Raw genomic sequence first — 16,570 nt, forward strand, 5'->3', positions numbered from 1 at the left:
CGGCGCTATTGCAGACGTTGCGCCTTGGCGGGATCCCAGGTCGCCAGCACGCGATCGCCCGGACGGAACGGGTTGACGTCGAAGATGGCTTCGGGAACGTGGGAGAACAGGGCGGTGCCGTCGTCGAGCGTGAGCGACACGGAAACATAGGAGCCCTGGTACTCGGTCTGGGTCAGCAGCGCCGGCGCGCCGAACGCACCGTCGGTGACCGGCTTGATGCCGAGCTGATCGGCGCGCACGGCGATGAGGTTGCCGGCGTCGCTGAGGACGTTGTGGCCACCGATGAAGCGTGCCACGAACTCGGTGCGGGGATGGTGGAAGATGTCGCGGGCCGTGCCCTGCTGTTCGATCTTGCCCTGGTTCATCACCACGATGTGGTCGGCGAGCGCCATCGCCTCCTCCTGGCCATGGGTCACCTGGATGAAGCTGATGCCGAGCTCGCGCTGCAGCCGCTTCAACTCACCGCGCATCCTCACCCGCAGGAACGGATCGAGCGCGGACAGCGGTTCGTCGAGCAGGAGGATCTGCGGCTCGGTGATCAGCGCGCGGGCGAGCGCCACGCGCTGCTGCTGGCCGCCGGAAAGCTGGGCCGGAAGCCGCGCGGCGTAGGGGCTCATCGCCACCAGCTCCAGAAGTTCGCCGGCGCGCTTGTGCCTGAGGGCGCGATCGATGCCGCGCATTTTCAGGGCAAACGCGACATTGTCGAGCACGCTCAGATGCGGAAACAGAGCGTAGGACTGGAACATCATCGCGGTGCCGCGCTTGGCGGGCTCGAGGTCGGTGACGTTCTGCGCGCCCAGGATGATGTCGCCCTCACTGACCGCCTCGTGGCCGGCGATCATCCGCAAGGTCGAGGTTTTGCCGCAGCCGGACGGGCCGAGCAGGCAGCAATAGGTGCCGGCCGGGATCTTCAGGTTGACGTTGTCGACCGCCAGCGTCGTGTCATAGCGCTTGGTGACGGCAACCAGTTCGAGAGCGGCGGGAGTGGCCATGGCGTGTCCGCTGGGAGGGGCGATGTTCTGCCTCTCTCCGCAAGGTCCGTGCCAACAGCAATGAAGTTGCCGAATTCGAAAACTGTGCAGCGGAGTCAGATCGTTAGATCGAATCCCGCGCATTTGTGCGGCGCACGGGGCGGGTACGAGTGTGCACACGAAATGGGCGAAGATTGTATAAAGTTTCGCCTGTGATTGGATACAGCTCGTCGATTACCATTTGAGACCGACCGTCGCCGATCGCGCTCTCAAACCCAGCCTTTGAACCAATGGCCGCCAAATCCCGCCCAAAATCCGATGCGCCCGACGCGAGCGATCGCGTCAGCCGGATCCGGGAGGGCGTGACCGCGGCGATCCTCGAGCATCGCCTGCTGCCCGGCACCAAGCTCGGCGAGGACGAGATCGGCGAGATCTATGGCGCAAGCCGCACGCTGGTCCGCACCGCGCTCCAGCAGCTCGCACATGAGGGCATCGTCAACATCGAGAAGAACCGCGGCGCCTTCGTCGCGCGCCCGACGCCGGGCGACGCCCGCGAAGTGTTCGAGGCGCGTCGGCTGATCGAGCCGACCATCATCGACCATGCTGTCGATGCCGTCTCGCCCGTGTGGATCGATCGTCTTCAGCAGCACCTTGCCGAGGAGCGCGAGGCCGAGCTGCGCGGCGATGCGCGCGCGTCAGTCCGGCTCTCCGGCGATTTCCACCGGCTCATCGCCGAGATGAGCGGCCACTGCATCTATCTCGGTTTTCTCAAGGAGCTGATCGCGCGCTCCTCGCTGATCATCCTGCTCTATCGCCGTCACGACACGCCCGCCTGCGGCACCGATCATCATGCCGAGATCGTCACCGCGATCCGCAAGCGCGACAAGCAGGCTGCGCGCGCGCAGATGCTGTCGCATCTGGACGAGATCGAGGCCGAGCTGTTTCTGAAGGATCCCGCCGCTGACGAGCTGCGGCTCGCCGACGTGCTCGGCGCGTGACGCCGGCGATCGCTGCTTCCAAAAAAGTTGCGGCCAGCCATTGGGGGATGGCTGGCCGCGCGCGAACCGGTCTGGGACGGGGAGGGGTGGGGATGTGACCGGGTCGCGTAACTCGTTCGTTTGTCTTTACTGATCTCTGGCGCTGGCGGTGGAGACCGCCGGCTTGGTATCGCCGAGCGAGACCCAGACGTTGGGATCGCTCTGCGACTGGCGCTTGACGAAGCGGTAGCCGGTCTCCGTCCAGGCAACGACGCTCTCGTTCTGATTGTCGAGAACGAACTCGCCCTTGTCGGTCTTCACTGTCAGCACCGCGTGTCCTTCGCCCTTCTTGTCCCGCACGACGGTGATGAGCAGGGCCTCCCGCGGCCAACCGGCGTCCATCAGCATCTTGCGCTTCAACAGCACGTAGTCTTCACAGTCGCCGTAACCGTCGGTCGGCAGCGACCACTTCTCGATGACGCCCCAGTGCTCCTGGTCGGTCAAAGGCTTGACGGTCTCGTTGACCCAGCGATTGACCTTGACGAGGTCGCGCCACGCCGTCTGCGACATCACGATGTCGCGCGGCTGAGACGGTCCGCCCTGACACTGAGCGGCATTCTCCGCACAAAACTCGACCCAGCCGATCGGCGCACGCGTGGTGTCGCCGAGGCTCGCGTAGAGCAGACGGCTTTCGCCGGCCTGCGCCGCCGCGCCAATCCCGAAGAGCATGGCGGCGAGCGCCAGTGCCTTCCCCTGTCCCCTGAAGTCCAACATTGCGGCCCCCGTTTCTTGTTGGGACCACATTTCGCACGGAGCTTTTGAGTTGCCGCTAAGTCGACCAAGTCAAGTCGAGACGAATGAAAGTAAAACGCGCAGCGAATTCGATCTATACTTGAATAGATTTCGACTAAAATTTGAGACAACTGCAATTGATTCAAATTGTAGGGATTAACGCGGAAACGCTGGCGGAACCGGTGTTTCGATCCGCAAGTGGCCCGCGTGTTAACCCGCGCGAAGCCGCAGCGAAACGCGAAAAAGGCGGCGTCCGCATCGCGGAGGCCGCCTTCAAACCTGGAAAAACAGGGGTTTTGGCGCTGATGCGCTTTACCGCGCGGTAACGCTCTCTTCGAGAGTCTCGATCGGCTGCTCGTGCATGAACTCCAGCGCGAAGCCGTCTTCGAGGTTTCGGACCACGCGGCCCTGGACCCGGCCGAGCAGAACGGTCGATTTGAGCGGCGGGCGGTTCTCCGCGGCGATGGCGGCGCCCGACAGCGACAGGTCGATGATGCGACAGGTCATCTTGGTGCCGTCCTCGAGCGTCAGCACCGCGATCGGGTTGCGCGGCACGATACGGTCGTGGCGCCGGTCTTCCGGCAGGTTGAGGATGTCGCGGTTGGCGAGCCAGGTCAGCTGGGCCGCCAGCTTGTCGCGCTTGCGAGGCGTCGCCCCGACCGTCATGGCGAAACCGTTGTCGATGATCCGGGTGATCTTGCCCTCGACCCGGCCGATATGGTCGAGATAGGCGACCACGCGGTCGCCGACATTGCCGATGCCGGGAGCGAGCAAGGCAAGCCCGCCGGGCGACATGTTGATCACCTGGCAGGGGAATTCACGGCGATCCGGCAGCATGTATCGGCCGAGCAGGTGGACCTTCACCCGCTGGAAACGCCGACGTTCCTCGGCGGCCGGAAGAAATTTTTTGTTCGCCAACGCCATTTTCACTACCCGACCCCCCGCCCGGGCGGAGTCCGGCACGACCCTAAGGTGCATAGGGTTAATGCCGCGTTATGATCTGGCGCGTTGACTACGGACCGGCGCAATGCGTTCAAAAACCCAAATCAGGGGTGGGCAGGCCAATACGGTAAGGGCGCCAAGGTCGAGCGCGACTGCGGCGGTGCCCGCCGATTTGGCGAGTCGGCCGGCGATCGCAGGCCCCAACATCATCGCGGCATAGAACAGAGTGTAGAACACGCCCATTCCAATTGCCCTGGTCTCCGGGGCGAGTACGCGGGCGGCGAGGCTCATGATCGGGCCGGCCGGGAAGCCCCCGATCAGGCCGATCAGGACAAGGGTCAAGAATACGGCATCGGACCGGGTCAGCCAGGCCAGCAGGGCCGCCACCGCGATGCTGGCCGCGATTGTCACGACAAGGGGCCTGCCGCGATCGGCCAGATACCCGCCCAAGGGTACCGAGAAAACCGACAGCCACATCACGAGGCTGATCGCCGAACCTGCGGCCGCAATGCTCCAGCCGCGCTCGGCGAGGAGGGAGGGGCCGAACGAGAAGATCATGGCGAAGCCGACATTATACAGGCCCCAGATCATGCCGGCGACGATCACCGCCAGAAGTGCGAGGTGATCGAGCCGGGCTGAGCCGGCTGCGCTCGACGTTACTTCCGGGGGCGGCTGATAGAGCAAGATCAGTACGATTCCGATCGCGCTCAGCGTCCCTGTCGCTGCGAACACGGCGCCAGCGCCATAGGCGGTACCGATCGCCGGCAGCACCAGTAGAGAGATCGCAACGCCTGCCGGCCAGGAGTTGACGAAGATCGCCATCGCGGTGGCGATCTCCTTACCCGCAAACCAGTCGGTGCCCATCTTGGTGAGTTGCACCGTCAGCAGCACGCCGCCGGCGCCGGAGGTGAGCCTGCCCGCCATCTGCAAGCCCCAGATGTCGGTGGTCGCCATCACGAGGCTGCCAGCCGTCATCAGCAGCAGCGCTGTGATCGTCGTCGGCTTGTCGCCGAACGTTCGTCCGATCGCGCCGCCCGGCAGCGCCAGCACCACGCCCGGCGTGAAATAGAGTCCGATCAGGATGCCGATATCGGCGAGCCCAACGCCGAAGGTTTGTTGCAGCAGCGGCGCGACCGCCGCCACGCTCTGGAACTGGAACGCGATGGTGAGGCGAACGACGAACAGGATCGCAAGAATGGCCCAGCGATTGCGCAATGCCCGGTCTCCCCAACCCATTTATCAAAGGTGAGGTGGAGAGGGCTGAGAGTCAACCGGCCCGCTTCGCTACGTCTTTCGTGCAGCGCAATCCGGGGCGAATTCCCGCATTACGCTTCACTCCATGCGAGCTACGAACCGCGGCTTGGCACGTCCGCGCATCTCACATACGCTTTCGCCGGAGCCCGCGCCATCATTCACCACAAGACGGGCCGCGAGGAAACAGCCATGGATTCAATCCGCGTATGCACCCATGCCGGACCCGGAAGCGAGCCCGTGATCAAGACCGTGCCGTGGCCGAAGGTCGGCCGCAAGGGTGCGCTGATCAAGATCGGTGCGTGCGGGGTCTGCGGCACCGATCTGCATATTCTCAAAGGTCACTGGCCGAAGCCGCTGCCCTGGCCGTTCACGCTCGGCCACGAGATCGGTGGCGTCATCGTCGAATGCGGCGATGAGTTCACCGAGGATTTCATGAGCAAGCCGCTCAAGGTCGGATCGAAAGTGATGATCCCGCCGCTGATGCCGTGCGGGCATTGCTATTACTGCATCCATTATCCGCAGACCGCGAACAAATGCCTGACGCCCGTTTATTACGGCCGCTATCTCGGCTTCGACAAGGCGCCGCACATGTGGGGCGGCTGGGCCGAATATGTCTATGTCGATCTCGACATGCTGCCGGGCACCAAGATCTACAAATTGCCCGACGACATGTCGCTGCGCCTCGGCGCATTGTCCGAGCCGCTGACCTCCTGCATCCGCGCCTTCAATCGCGCAACGCGCGCCGGCGGCTTCACCTGGGCCGACACGGTGGTGATCCAGGGCTCCGGCCCGATCGGAATTCTCGCGGTCGCGGCGGCAAAAGAGATGGGAGCGGGGCGCGTAATCTGCGTCGGTGCGCCGGAGGAGCCGCGCCTCAAGCTCGCGCGCGAGTTCGGCGCGGAGGCGACGGTCAACATCGAGGAGCTCACATCGCCGCAGGAGCGCATCGCGCGCGCGAGAGAGATCGTCGGCGGTTTCGGAGCTGATTTGGTATTGGATTGCTCGGGCCATCCGACCGCCGGTCCCGAAGGCATCGAGATGCTGCGCGACGGCGGCACCTATGTCGAGATGGGCCAGTTCACCGACGCCGGCTCGATCGAGACCTCCTGGCACCGCATCTGCACCAAGGACCTCAACGTGCTCGGCTCCTGGGGCTTCACCGGCAATGATCTGCCGCTCGGCGTCGACATGCTCTACCGCACCCGCGACAAATATCCCTGGCTGAAGATGCAGACGATCTATCCGTTCACGGAAGAGGGCGTCTCGCAGGCCGTGAAGGACGCGATGGCGATGAAGACGGTGAAATCGACCATCGTGCCGTGGCCCGATCTGGTGGAGTGAGAGTGCGTAGCCCGGATGGAGCGGAAGCGAAGTCCGGGGCCGGCCCGCATTGCGTTTCGCTCCATGCGGGCTGCGTTCCGTGATCTCGGCCGCCGGCTGCCCCAAAAGTTCCACAGGAAATCCGCGAATGATCCGTCTGGGCGTGAAACTTAAGCCCGGGTTCCGGCTTTCAGTTCGCGTGAGAGGTATCGTGAAGCGAATTCTGAAACCCGTCACCTACATCCTCGCGGCCATCTACTTCCTGGTGGACGCGGTGTTCATGGCCGTGGCGCGGCCGATCTCGGCCTGGCTCGCGCGGCATTTCGAGTTCAAGCGACTCCGCGCCTGGATCAAATCGCTGCCGCCTTATCCGTCGCTCGCGCTGTTTTCGGTACCCGTGATCATCCTGGAGCCGATCAAGCCGGTGGCGGCGTATCTCGTCGCGACTGGTCAGTTTCTGAGCGGCATGGCGGCGTTTGTCGGCTGCGAGCTGCTCAAGCTCGTGCTGGTCGAGCGCCTGTTCCATCTCACGCGCGACAAGCTGATGCGGATTCCAGCCTTCGCCTGGGTGTACGGGAAGTTCACCGAGATGAGGGCGTGGCTCCAGGCCACCGAAGCCTGGCGCGCAATCCGCGCCTTGAGCCGCGCGGCGAAGGATTTTGTCGTGCGGGCGAGAGCGAGGTTGGCCGGCGGCTTCGGCAGGCCCGTGACATCAAGGGACTAGAGCCGCGCCTGTTAGGCGAGCTTGCGCGCGGCAGCCGTCGCCTTGTCGCCCGTGTTGGGCGTGCCCGTCGGCTCGATCAGCATCAGATGAACCTCCTCGCGCGCCACCGGGCGGTGCTCGACACCTTTGGGCACGACGTAGAGTTCGCCTGGGCCGAGCGTGACGGTGCGATCCCGCAGCTCGATGTCGAGCTTGCCCTTCAGCACGAGAAAGAAATCGTCGGTGTCCTCGTGCTTGTGCCAGGTGAATTCGCCCTTCACCTTCACCACCATCACGTCGCAATCGTTGAAGGTCGTGATCGTGCGCGGCGACCAATGATCATTGAAGGTCGCGAGCTTGTCGGCGAGCGATATGCTGTCGGCCATGGTTGATCCGTGTCCTGCTGTCTCGTGAAGCACGATTTGGGATCGAACGGCGCCCACGGCAAGGCATTGCTTCGCCGGCAGGTCTTGTCGCGCCGAATTTGCGGAATGGTCGCAAAAGCCGGACTTTCCGGCCCAAAATCCCGCCAAAGCGCCGCGCTGAGCGTCCCGGCCTTGTTCACCCTGTCGCCAATGCCATGCATCAAAGCCATGGTGATTTGGCCGCTGCTGGCGTAAAGAGCGTTCCAAATCAAGATCATCATGGGTGTGACCGGGCTTCTGCAGCGATTGCAGCGTCAGGCCCCTCGGCTTTCCGTTCCACACCCCGACCAACCAAGGTTTTCATCCCGTGTCCTTTCCGGCCCTGACCCCGCCGCTCGCCCGTGCCCTGGCTGAGCGCAATTACGAGTCTCCGACCCCGGTTCAGCTCGCCGTGCTCGGCGAGGATGCCGTCGATCGCGACCTCCTGGTGTCGGCCCAAACAGGCTCGGGCAAGACCGTCGCTTACGGCCTGGCCATGGCCAGGGACCTGCTCGACGGGGCCGAGCGGTTCGCGCAGGCCGCAGCTCCGCTGGCCCTGATCGTCGCGCCGACCCGCGAGCTTGCCTTGCAGGTCCAGCGCGAGCTCACTTGGCTCTATGAACATGCGCAGGCGCGCGTCGTCTCATGCGTTGGCGGCATGGACCCGCGTCGCGAGCAGCGTGAGCTCGCAGCAGGCGCCCATATCGTCGTCGGCACGCCCGGTCGCCTGTGCGATCATCTGCGGCGCAACCGCCTCGATATCTCGGAACTGAAGGTCGTCGTGCTCGACGAGGCCGACGAGATGCTCAATCTCGGCTTTCGCGAGGACATGGAGTTCATCCTTGAGACCACGCCGGAGACGCGTCGCACGCTGCTGTTTTCGGCGACGTTCCCGCGCGGGATCGTGGCGCTCGCCAAGCAGTATCAGCAGGATGCGTTTCGCATCGAGGTCGCGGGCGACGAGGGCGGTCACGCCGACATCGAGTACCGTGCCATCCGGGTGGCTCCCGGTGATGTCGAACATGCGGTCGTCAACGTGCTGCGCTTCTACGAGTCGCCGAGCGCGCTGGTGTTCTGCAACACGCGCGATGCCGTCAGGCATTTGCAGGCGGCGTTGCTGGAGCGCGGTTTTTCCGTCGTCGCTCTCTCAGGCGAATTGACGCAGAACGAGCGTACCCTGGCGCTCCAGTCGCTCCGGGACGGACGCGCCCGCATTTGCGTTGCGACCGACGTTGCCGCCCGCGGTATCGATCTGCCCAGCCTCGACCTCGTGATTCACGCCGACCTGCCGAACGACCCCGAGGTGATGCAGCATCGCTCGGGCCGCACCGGCCGCGCGGGCCGCAAGGGTGTCAGCGTCCTGCTGGTGCCGCCGATACGACGACGTCGTGCGGAGGTGTTGCTCAATCTGTCCGGCATCGAAGCGAATTGGGGCACGGCGCCGCAGGCGGACGAGATCCGCAAGCTCGATCATGAGCGGATGAAGGACGTGTTGTTCACCGAGGAGACGACCGCCGAGGATCTGGCGCTGGCGCAGGCCTTGCTGGCCGAGCGCTCGGCCGAAGACATTGCCGCAGCACTCGCGCGGCTCTATCGCGCGCGGCTGCCGTCGCCCGAAGACATTCTCGATCCGGGCGAGCGCAGCAGCCGGCCGCGTGACGATCGTCATCGCGACGCTCGCGCGCCGCGCGACGATGGAAAGCCGCGCGGCGAGGATCGCTCGGAGCGGCCTCGCGCCAAATCGGGGAAAAAGCACGTCATGGCGGAGCCGACCGTCTGGTTCCGGGCCGCCATCGGCCGCCGCAAGAATGCGGAGGCGCGCTGGCTGCTGCCGATGATCTGCCGCCGCGGCGGCATCGACAAGCGCGACATCGGCGCGATCAAGATCTCGGACACCACCACCGAGTTCGAGATCTCCGAACGCGTTGCGGAATCCTTTGCCGTCAAGGTCAAGCGTCCGGACAAGGAAGACAGCATCCGCATCGAGCCGATGACGGGCGCGCCGCAAGAGCAGGCGCCGGCGGAAAAGCGTTCACGCGCGCCAAGACGCGATGAAGATGAGGACGATCGCGTCAACCGCCGCAATGACGATCCCTGGAACGCGAACGCGCCAAAGCCACACGACAGGCCGCGGGGAAAGCCTGAAGGCAAGTACCAGGGCAAACCGCACGCCAAATCTGACGCCAAGCCTCACGACAGCGGCAAGTTCGGCAAGCCGGCGTTCGGGAAGAAGAACAAGAAATTCGGCAACAAATCCGGTGACGCCAAATACGCGCCGTCGGTCACGGAATGGCCGGGCGCCTCCGGAAAGAAGAATAAGAAGAAGCGTAGAGGCTGAGCGGCGAGCCGTCCGCGCAGACAGTGACGATGCCGCCGGACTGCACCGGCGACATCATCTGAAAAGTGTGAGCTCAGCGGCCGCCACCACCGCCACCGCCACCTCCACCTCCACCTCCGCCTCCGCCACCGGCGTCACGCATGGCGGAGGTATAGCGCGGGTCGATCTGCTTCATGTAGGTGGGCGACGTGTCGCGGTCGATGCGAACGATGTGGCGCCGCACGGGTGGGGACTCCTGGGGGATGATGACGCCGCAGCTTGCGAAGAAATCAATGTCGCAGCGGTAGGAGCGGAACTGCACCGCATTGGCACTGGTTGCGGTGAACGCGGTCGTTGCGACCAATGCGATCAAGGCCACTCTGGGCAATGTGAGTTTCATGGACATTCTCCAGCCTCGGTTCGGCGAGACCGGAACGGCTCGCTCACTGCTTCGACGGCGGCTGATCGAAACCAGTTCGAGGGTGGGCTTCACGCCCGCGTGAGACGATGCGCGGGGGGAGCGGCTATCCGGCAAGCTCGCGCAGCATGTAGGTCGCGCTCGTGCCGTAGGACGACAGTTTGTCGCACAGCGCCGTATCCGCTGCGACGGGGCGGAAGCCGAGACGCTCCCATAGCACGCGCGTACCGTAGACCGAGACCAGCGCAAGCGCCGCGATGCCCGATGAGCGCGCGAGTTGCTGGATCTCCGTGACATAAGCGCGCGCCGCGCCGCCACGGTGGTCGGGCAGCACGGCGACGTCGTGCACATAGAGACAGTCAGCAGCATCGGGCAATCGGTCGAGAAAATCGTCGAGCGGTGGGATGTTGTGCCGCATCCAGGGATGTGCGAGGCCGTAACCTGCGATCCCGTCGCGTACCGTGAGCACGCGGCATCCATCAGGATAAAGCCGCAACTTCTCCGCGAGTACGTCGGACCGCTCGGGGAGACCAGGATGAATCCGCGCCGCGACCGCGCAGATCGCGTCGAGGTCTCCGGCCTGTGCACGGCGCCAATGCGGCTTGCTCATCTTGCCCGTTCCATCTCTGCCACCGCAATTTATTCCGTCGTCTCGACGCGTGCAGCCAAAAATATCTTTGCGCCATTTTGAGGAATAGTGCGCGCAGTGCGGCGTCCTATCTCGTGCACGCCCATTGCATGACAGGAGACACCATGACGACTTCCTCGATCCGCCTCGCGCTGACGCTCGCAGCGTCGCTCGCGATCACGTCCGCTGCGTTCGCGGCGCCGCCGACCAAGACCGGCAAGACCGACAAGGGCACCGTGCTCACCGACGCCAAGGGCATGTCGCTCTACACGTTCGACAAGGACATGGACGGCAAGTCGGCCTGCAACGGCCCCTGTGCGACAAACTGGCCGGCACTGAAGGCCGAGGCCAGCGACGCGCCCGGCGACGGCTACACCATCATCACCCGCGACGACGGCTCCAAGCAGTGGGCCCACAAGGGCAAGCCGCTCTACACTTTTGCCAAGGACACCAAACCCGGCGACATCACCGGCGACGGTTTTCTGAACGGCGCCTGGCATCTGGCGATGCCGTAGGCGATCTCGACGACGCCCGGGACGGGCGGCGCCATGCCAGCCCGTCCTCGCATCGTGTGGGCATTACGCCGGCGGGGCCGGTATCAATCCGTAGCGTAGCATCGTCGCTTTCATCTGGACCGGATCGGGCGCGCCGGACGACAGCAGCGCGGCCATTTCCGTGAAATATTGCGGGCCCAGCACTCCGGGGCTCAAGATGCACAGGCATGTCGCCGGCCCGGTCGAACGGTTGGCAAAGCCGTGCACGATGCCGCGCTTGATGAAGACCGATTCTCCGGGGCCGAGATCGTTCTCCTTGCCGTCGACCGTCCAGGTCGAGACGCCTGAAAGCCCGTAGATCGTTTCGTCCCAGCGGTCGTGATAATGCGGGATCGGCATCCGCGCATTCGGTTGCAGCGTCATTTCGAAGATGTCGACGCTGCCGCCGGTGTCGTCCTTGCTGTGCAGGAAGCGGAGCGAAAGCGCGCCGAAGTTGATGATGTCGGACATGGTTCTTTCGTCCAGGTGAGGTGGAGCCTCGAGGGCGCGGCGCTCGCTCACGTCGAAACGAAGACTACCGCAGCCCTTCATACACCATCAGGCCGCGGGCGATCTGCAATTTGCGGATCGCGCGCGGCAGCAGTTTCTCCGGCTGGTGCAGGTAGCGCCAGGAGGTGACGGTGAACGGGCCAAGCGCTCCGCATTCGTCGTCGAACGGTGCGAGCACGCCGGTCACGGTGACAGGCGTGTGCGGGCGGGCGTTGAAGGGCAGCAGCAGCAGCTCGAGATGGGCCTTGCTGCCGTCCGCGCGCGGTGCGGTGAGGCCGGCGATGGCTCCCAGCGCCTCGTCGGCGACGATGGTCGCGATTTCCTCGATCTCGCCGCGGCTTCCGTCGGTAAACAATGCGGCAAAGCCCTGGTCCTTGAGATCGCAGCCGGCGAGGGCGCAGACGCGGGTTCCGGCGACGCGGAACGGGAAGCCGAGTTTTGGCTCGCAGGAGAGGACGAAGATGTCGCCCAGCAGCTCGCGCACGGCGGCCGGGTCGATATCGGACCGGTCAGGGGCCCGCGCATTGCCGCGCTTCTTGTCCCAATACGCGAAGAATGCGCGGCTCGATGGATGTTTCATGACTGACGCTCGCCCCTCGGTGCGACCTCGTGGGACAAACCTGTCCCGCTTCAGTGCACCTCAGATCCCTGTGTTGTTGTGCAGGAGGGGAATTGCAGCGTCCATGCCGCGGGGGCGATTTCGGCGCCTCGGGCGCTGCCTTTGCGTTGTTAACGTTAAATTAACTATGCGCTTTCGCTCAGCATCGCGCCTGCTAGGGTGATCGCGGTCGCAAGCCTCGCCGCTTTTCCCAGGTTCTCGGCGTGGCCTGTACACGGGCGTCAAACAGTTTGGTCACCGGCCGCGGGGAGGGGTGGGGATTTCCCTTGTTCCTCCGCAGTGCCGGAAAGGCCGACACGGACAGGCAGGGCTTTCCAGGGCCCTGCCTTTTCCTTTTGTGCACTTGCGCAAGGCCGGCAAAGGCGACTATCTGCAACGCTGTTGCTTCGATCGCGCCTGAAAGCGAAACCGCCTTGGATTCCCCGCCACAACCCCCGTCGGACCAGCCGGTCGTCGTCGAAGAGGCCCCGCGCGAGCCGATCCTGACCTTGCCGTGGCCGCTGACCGCCTATGTCGTCCTCCTGGCGGTGATCCATCTGCGAGTGCTGCTCCCGCCGGAGCTGGAGAACTGGACCATCGACGTGTTCGGCTTCATCCCGAAACGGTACGATTCCTCGCTGGTCAATTTGCAGTTCGAGGGCGGCGCCGGGGCCAAGGTCTGGACCTTCGTCACCTATTCGCTGCTGCACGCCAATCTCGCCCATCTCGCCTTCAACGTGCTGTGGCTGCTGCCGTTCGGCAGCGCGCTGGCGCGGCGCTTCGGCGCGCTGCGCTTTTTCGTCTTCCTGGCCGTGACGGCGGCGGCCGGCGCGCTCGCCCATCTCGTCACCCACGAGCATGCGGTGGTGCCGATGATCGGCGCTTCGGCCTCGGTATCGGGTGCGATGGCGGCGGCGATCCGGTTCGCCTTCGCGCGCGGCAGCTTCCTGTCGTTCAGCCGTTCGGACGCCGATTCCGCCGCGAAAGTTCCGGCGCTGCCGCTGTTGCAGGCGCTGCGCGACCGGCGGATCGTCGGCTTCCTGGCGGTGTGGTTCGTCCTCAACGTCATCTTCGGTGTCGGCGCGATCGGCGTCGACGGCGACAGTGCGGGCGTTGCCTGGGAGGCGCATATCGGCGGCTTCTTCGCTGGCCTGTTGCTGTTCGCGCTGTTCGATCCTGTGCCGCGCGTGCGAAACGATGATGCTGCGGATGCGTCATCACAGGACATTTCAAGCGGTATTTAAGCGGCGCTTGCGGCGCGGCCCGAATTCATCCATCATTTGCGCGAAGAATGTTCCGAAGCGACAAGCCCGTAGAGGCTTTGCTTCGCAAAGCGCCTGAACGTGAAACCGGCGCCGAAACTGTTAGTTGAAGACTCGCGAACAAGTCCGAACCGCGCAAAGCGGACGGGTCGGATTCAGGGAGGCGACAATGACGGTACGTTCCATTCTCAATACCAAGGGGCACCAGATCATGAGCGTCGAGCCCGACGCGAAGCTGGCTGCCGCGGTCAAGCTGCTCGGCGAAAAGAAGATCGGCGCGGTGCTGGTGATGAACCAGAGCCGGCTCGAAGGCATCCTGTCCGAGCGCGACATCGTGCGTGTGCTGGGCGAGCGCGGTGCAGGCGTGCTGGAAGAGCCGGTCTCTCAGGTCATGACCCGCAAGGTGGTGAGCTGCAAGGAGACCGACACGGTCGCCGAGCTGATGGAGATGATGACAACGGGCAAGTTCCGCCATCTGCCCGTCCTCGAGAACAACAAGGTGGTCGGCCTGATCTCGATCGGCGACATCGTCAAATGGCGTGTGCGCGAATACGAATCCGAGCAGGAAGCCCTGCGCGACTACATCAAGACGGCCTGAGCCGGATTCATTCGGCCGCTTTGGGCGCCGCGTCTTCGGGCGGCGGCGCCAGCACGTCGATGGTTTCCTGGATCGACTCCAGCGCGCGCTCGGCGGCGCGCGCGCCGTGGGCGATCAACTCCTCGGCGCGGTGAAAATCGAACCAGCCGAACTGGCCGACCCGCGGCGTGATCAGGAGATCAGGCGGATCGCCGGCGAGGCGCGCGCGGGTAATGCGGTCCTGCATGATGTTGAAGGCATCGATCATCACCGAGGAGATGCCGGGGCGTCCGGCGCTGCCGAAGAACTCACGCTTGACGGTTTTCTCGGGCGAGAAGATGCGCGGAAAACGCCGCTTGGCCGGGGTCTCCTCGGCGACAGGCGCGGGCATCGCGCCGTGCGCGTGGATCGTCGTCGAATGGGTGAAGATGTCGGTCGACAGATTGACCGCAATCACGATTTCGGCGCCGAGCGCCCGCGCCGCCGACACCGGCACCGGGTTCACCAGCGCGCCGTCCACCAGCCAGCGGTCGCCGATCATCACGGGCGAGAAGATCCCGGGCAGCGCATAGGAGGCGCGCATCGCCTCGACCAGCCGGCCGCGCGTCAGCCAGATCTCGTGACCGGTGCGGATCTCGGTCGCGACCGAGGCATATTTCATCGGCAAGTCCTCGATCAGGATCTGGCCGATCGATTCCTCCAGCCGGCTTGCCAGCTTCTCGCCGCCGATCAGGCCGGAGCCGTTGAGGCGGATATCGAGATAGCCGAGGATGTTGCGCACGCCTTGCAGGCTCCGCGCCCAGTCCTCCAGCGCATCGAGCCGGTCGGCCGCGTAAGCGCCGCCGACCGCGGCGCCGATCGAGGTGCCAACCACGACATCGGGCACGATGCCATTGGCCAGCAGCGTTCTCATGATACCGATATGGGCAAAGCCACGCGCTGCGCCGCCGCCGAGTGCAAGACCCAGGACGGGGCGGCGGACACTACCGAGGCCGACCTTCTCGCCATTCGCGCCGTTCGCGCCCCGACCTCTCAAGATTTCCAGCACCGAAACTCTCCTAACGGCGGGGCCAGTCGCCGCACTTGCCAGACTAGGCACTGTCCTTGCTCGCCGCCAGAACAGAGGCCAAGCATGGTTTATACCGTTCGGGACGCAGGGGGCGGGAGTGTGGCGAAGGCCCGTTGGCCCTGAACTAATCACGCAAGCGTCAACCGGGTTCCATAGAACCGTATTCCATGGGATTTCAGAGGCTTGAATTTGCCGCGTTTTCGGTGAAAAGCAGGGGCATGATTAGCGGGGGTGACGGCATCATCGGATGGCGGCGCGGCGGCAGGCTGCTGCCGGCGCTCGTCATGGCCGCGAGCCTCCTCGGCTTGGGTCAAAACACCGCGCAAGCGCAGCTTTTCTCCGATCGTCCGCCGCCGGTGCCCCCGGCTTCGGTGCCCGATCCCGGCGGCGCCGTGAGCCTCGCACCGCCCTCGGGTCCGGGCGCGGGCCCTCCGAGCCTGCCGCCGACCCTGACCCAGCCGAATACGCCGAGCATGCCGCCGCCGGCCGTCTCGACCGTTCCGCCGTCTGCACCGCTCAATGCGGCGGTGCCGGGCCAGGGTGTGCTGTCGCTGACCGCGAGATACGGCAAGGATTCTCCGGCGATCAATGCCGGCCTGGTCTGGCGCGTATTTGCTGACCGTCCCGACGAGAACGGCACCTTCAAGCTGATCCGCGAGGACCGCAGCGCCACGCCCAGCATCGTGCTGCCGCCCGGCAACTACGTCGTGCACGTCGCCTTCGGTCTCGTCAGCGCGGTACGCACCGTCAGCCTGAAGGCCGAGACCGACCGTGAATCCTTCGTGCTGCCGGCAGGAGGCCTGCGCATCGAGGGCCGCGTCGGCACCAGCCGCATTCCGCAGAACCAGATCTCGTTCGCGATCTACAAGGGCAGCCAGTTCGAATCCGGCGAGCGTGCCTCGCTGGTCCCGAACGTGTCCGCCGGCGACGTCGTGCTGCTGCCCGAGGGCACCTACTACATCATCTCCAACTATGGCGATGCCAACTCGGTGGTGCGCTCGGACATCCGCGTCCAGGCCGGCAAGCTCACCGACGTCACCATCACCCACCGCGCGGCCGTGATCACGCTCAAGCTCGTCAGCGACAAGGGCGGCGAGGCGCTCGCCAACACCGCCTGGTCGGTGCTGACGCCCGGCGGCGACGTGATCAAGGAATCGATCGGCGCCTTCCCGCGCGTCGTGCTCTCCGAAGGCGAATACCGCGCCATCGCCAAGAACGAGGGCAAGGTCTACGAGCGCGGCTTCAACGTCGTCAACGGCGTCGACGGCGAAGTCGAAGTCGTCGCGCACTAAGCT

19 protein-coding genes are annotated in these 16,570 nt (G+C 64.8%); 9 read left to right on the forward strand and 10 right to left on the reverse strand.

Features of this window, described 5'->3' with window-relative positions; all coding sequences use genetic code 11:
- Positions 1 to 5 precede the first annotated feature (5 nt).
- Positions 6 to 992, reverse strand: a complete 987-nt coding sequence (locus XH90_RS14210) for an ABC transporter ATP-binding protein (protein ID WP_194482059.1) — start codon at positions 990 to 992, stop codon at positions 6 to 8.
- Between the two features lie 269 nt (positions 993 to 1,261).
- Between XH90_RS14210 and XH90_RS14215 the strand changes: the two genes are divergently transcribed.
- Positions 1,262 to 1,969 (forward strand): GntR family transcriptional regulator, encoded by a 708-nt coding sequence (locus tag XH90_RS14215; RefSeq protein ID WP_194482060.1) that lies wholly within the window; start codon positions 1,262 to 1,264, stop codon positions 1,967 to 1,969.
- A 126-nt stretch (positions 1,970 to 2,095) separates the two neighbouring features.
- Here XH90_RS14215 and XH90_RS14220 read toward each other — a convergent pair whose 3' ends face one another.
- A complete protein-coding gene (locus XH90_RS14220; RefSeq protein WP_194482061.1) occupies positions 2,096 to 2,722 on the reverse strand; it encodes a transglutaminase-like cysteine peptidase in 627 nt (208 codons plus the stop codon).
- Positions 2,723 to 2,862: 140 nt separating this feature from the next.
- Here XH90_RS14220 and XH90_RS14225 point away from each other — a divergent pair, with 140 nt between their 5' ends.
- Positions 2,863 to 3,066, forward strand: a complete 204-nt coding sequence (locus XH90_RS14225) for a hypothetical protein (RefSeq protein ID WP_194482062.1) — start codon at positions 2,863 to 2,865, stop codon at positions 3,064 to 3,066.
- On the opposite strand, the gene XH90_RS14230 is transcribed toward XH90_RS14225, so the two are convergent.
- Positions 3,053 to 3,664 (reverse strand): PilZ domain-containing protein, encoded by a 612-nt coding sequence (locus XH90_RS14230; protein ID WP_057744308.1) that lies wholly within the window; start codon positions 3,662 to 3,664, stop codon positions 3,053 to 3,055. The genes XH90_RS14225 and XH90_RS14230 overlap by 14 nt on opposite strands.
- A 69-nt stretch (positions 3,665 to 3,733) precedes the next feature.
- Entirely contained in the window at positions 3,734 to 4,897 is a 1,164-nt protein-coding gene (locus tag XH90_RS14235; RefSeq protein ID WP_194482063.1) for a CynX/NimT family MFS transporter, read from the reverse strand.
- 228 nt (positions 4,898 to 5,125) lie between these two features.
- Here XH90_RS14235 and XH90_RS14240 point away from each other — a divergent pair, with 228 nt between their 5' ends.
- Both XH90_RS14240 and XH90_RS14245 read left to right on the forward strand, forming a co-directional pair.
- On the forward strand, positions 5,126 to 6,277 hold the full coding sequence (locus tag XH90_RS14240) for a zinc-binding dehydrogenase (RefSeq protein ID WP_194482064.1): 1,152 nt from the start codon (positions 5,126 to 5,128) through the stop codon (positions 6,275 to 6,277).
- Positions 6,278 to 6,467: 190 nt separating this feature from the next.
- A complete protein-coding gene (locus XH90_RS14245) occupies positions 6,468 to 6,980 on the forward strand; it encodes a hypothetical protein (protein WP_194482065.1) in 513 nt (170 codons plus the stop codon).
- An 11-nt stretch (positions 6,981 to 6,991) separates the two neighbouring features.
- Here XH90_RS14245 and XH90_RS14250 read toward each other — a convergent pair whose 3' ends face one another.
- Complete coding sequence (locus tag XH90_RS14250) at positions 6,992 to 7,345, reverse strand: cupin domain-containing protein (RefSeq protein WP_194482066.1); 354 nt, start codon at positions 7,343 to 7,345, stop codon at positions 6,992 to 6,994.
- Between the two features lie 346 nt (positions 7,346 to 7,691).
- Between XH90_RS14250 and XH90_RS14255 the strand changes: the two genes are divergently transcribed.
- Complete coding sequence (locus XH90_RS14255) at positions 7,692 to 9,701, forward strand: DEAD/DEAH box helicase (protein ID WP_194482067.1); 2,010 nt, start codon at positions 7,692 to 7,694, stop codon at positions 9,699 to 9,701.
- 73 nt (positions 9,702 to 9,774) lie between these two features.
- Here the strand turns inward: XH90_RS14255 and XH90_RS14260 are convergent, their stop codons facing one another.
- Together XH90_RS14260 and XH90_RS14265 are read right to left on the reverse strand one after the other, a co-directional pair.
- Positions 9,775 to 10,080, reverse strand: a complete 306-nt coding sequence (locus XH90_RS14260; protein WP_194482068.1) for a hypothetical protein — start codon at positions 10,078 to 10,080, stop codon at positions 9,775 to 9,777.
- A gap of 124 nt (positions 10,081 to 10,204) precedes the next feature.
- Positions 10,205 to 10,708 carry a GNAT family N-acetyltransferase gene (locus XH90_RS14265; RefSeq protein ID WP_194482069.1) on the reverse strand — a complete coding sequence of 168 codons (504 nt, stop codon included), beginning with the start codon at positions 10,706 to 10,708 and terminating at the stop codon, positions 10,205 to 10,207.
- Between the two features lie 143 nt (positions 10,709 to 10,851).
- Here XH90_RS14265 and XH90_RS14270 point away from each other — a divergent pair, with 143 nt between their 5' ends.
- Entirely contained in the window at positions 10,852 to 11,241 is a 390-nt protein-coding gene (locus XH90_RS14270; protein WP_194482070.1) for a hypothetical protein, read from the forward strand.
- A gap of 63 nt (positions 11,242 to 11,304) precedes the next feature.
- Here XH90_RS14270 and XH90_RS14275 read toward each other — a convergent pair whose 3' ends face one another.
- Entirely contained in the window at positions 11,305 to 11,730 is a 426-nt protein-coding gene (locus tag XH90_RS14275) for a cupin domain-containing protein (protein WP_194482071.1), read from the reverse strand.
- A 64-nt stretch (positions 11,731 to 11,794) separates the two neighbouring features.
- The gene (locus tag XH90_RS14280; protein ID WP_194482072.1) at positions 11,795 to 12,349 is read right to left on the reverse strand and encodes a PAS domain-containing protein; all 555 of its coding nucleotides are present in this window, start codon (positions 12,347 to 12,349) and stop codon (positions 11,795 to 11,797) included.
- Positions 12,350 to 12,801: 452 nt separating this feature from the next.
- Here XH90_RS14280 and XH90_RS14285 point away from each other — a divergent pair, with 452 nt between their 5' ends.
- Positions 12,802 to 13,611, forward strand: coding sequence for a rhomboid family intramembrane serine protease (locus XH90_RS14285; RefSeq protein WP_194482073.1), 810 nt, complete (start codon positions 12,802 to 12,804; stop codon positions 13,609 to 13,611).
- A gap of 187 nt (positions 13,612 to 13,798) precedes the next feature.
- On the forward strand, positions 13,799 to 14,227 hold the full coding sequence (locus XH90_RS14290; RefSeq protein WP_194482074.1) for a CBS domain-containing protein: 429 nt from the start codon (positions 13,799 to 13,801) through the stop codon (positions 14,225 to 14,227).
- A 7-nt stretch (positions 14,228 to 14,234) separates the two neighbouring features.
- On the opposite strand, the gene XH90_RS14295 is transcribed toward XH90_RS14290, so the two are convergent.
- Entirely contained in the window at positions 14,235 to 15,254 is a 1,020-nt protein-coding gene (locus tag XH90_RS14295; RefSeq protein WP_194482075.1) for a patatin-like phospholipase family protein, read from the reverse strand.
- A 239-nt stretch (positions 15,255 to 15,493) separates the two neighbouring features.
- Here XH90_RS14295 and XH90_RS14300 point away from each other — a divergent pair, with 239 nt between their 5' ends.
- Positions 15,494 to 16,567, forward strand: a complete 1,074-nt coding sequence (locus tag XH90_RS14300; protein WP_194482076.1) for a hypothetical protein — start codon at positions 15,494 to 15,496, stop codon at positions 16,565 to 16,567.
- Positions 16,568 to 16,570: the final 3 nt, after the last annotated feature.

The organism is Bradyrhizobium sp. CCBAU 53338, from assembly GCF_015291665.1.
In the GTDB taxonomy this organism is placed as follows: Bacteria; Pseudomonadota; Alphaproteobacteria; order Rhizobiales; family Xanthobacteraceae; genus Bradyrhizobium.